Raw genomic sequence first — 810 nt, 5'->3', positions numbered from 1 at the left:
CTGCGCCGACGACTGGCCGGACGGCCAGGTCGTGGCCGTCGACACCGCCGAGGACCACGCCGACGCACGGACGAACGGGGCGCGGCGGTGCGCGGACCAGACCCGCGCGATCGTCGACGCGCTGCCCGACGCGGGCGGCTACGCCGTGGTGCCGACCCGGGAGGGCTTCGACGCGGCGGGCGGCGGCACGGCCTGCCTGGTGCTGGGCCGGCACGCGGCGATCGGCGGCGAGGTGGGCCACTTCCGTGGCCGCGGCACCGACCTGTGGGTCGGGCAGATGAGCGTCGGCGACTGCTGGGTCTACAAGGACCTGAAGGACGGCTACGAGTCACTGCTCACCGACTGCGCCGAACCTCACACGGACCAGGTCATCGGCACCGCGCAGGCTCCCGCCGGGATGAGCTTCGACAAGGCGGGCGACAACGCGACCAAGCTGTGCAGCAACAAGTTCGAGTCGAGTTGGGCGCCGGGCTCCGAGCGGACCGTCTTCGGCTGGATGGCCGACGAGGAGGACTGGGAGCAGGGCTTCACCAAGGTCGTCTGCACGGTCAGCCGGGAGGACAACGCAAAGACGACCGGAAAGATATCCGCGCCCGGTCCCGTCTGAGTCCGCGCGGTGCCTTCCCCGGCTCCTCGGGGAGCGCTCGGCGGCCCACGCGGGCAGTCGTCGGTCTCGCGTTCACCCCAGGTTCGCCTGCGCGCAGCCCGCGCGTGTCAGCCTCCGGGCGGTGGGGCACGCGCGGACGCGGAACTGGGGGCACGGGGAGTATGGAGAACGGGCCGGCGATCTTCACGGGGATGGTGTTCGCC

1 protein-coding gene is annotated in these 810 nt (G+C 72.5%); it reads left to right on the top strand.

The window, feature by feature from the left end:
• Positions 1-607, top strand: a 607-nt coding sequence (locus tag CCN42_RS36520) for a septum formation family protein (protein WP_211294877.1), incomplete at its 5' end; no start/stop codon positions are given.
• Between the last annotated feature and the right edge of the window lie 203 nt (positions 608-810).

Source organism: Streptomyces glaucescens, from assembly GCF_002154375.1.
GTDB classification, from domain to species: Bacteria; Actinomycetota; Actinomycetes; order Streptomycetales; family Streptomycetaceae; genus Streptomyces; species Streptomyces glaucescens.
The sequence above is the reverse complement of the archived record's forward strand: the minus strand, read 5'-3'. Positions and strand labels throughout refer to the sequence as shown.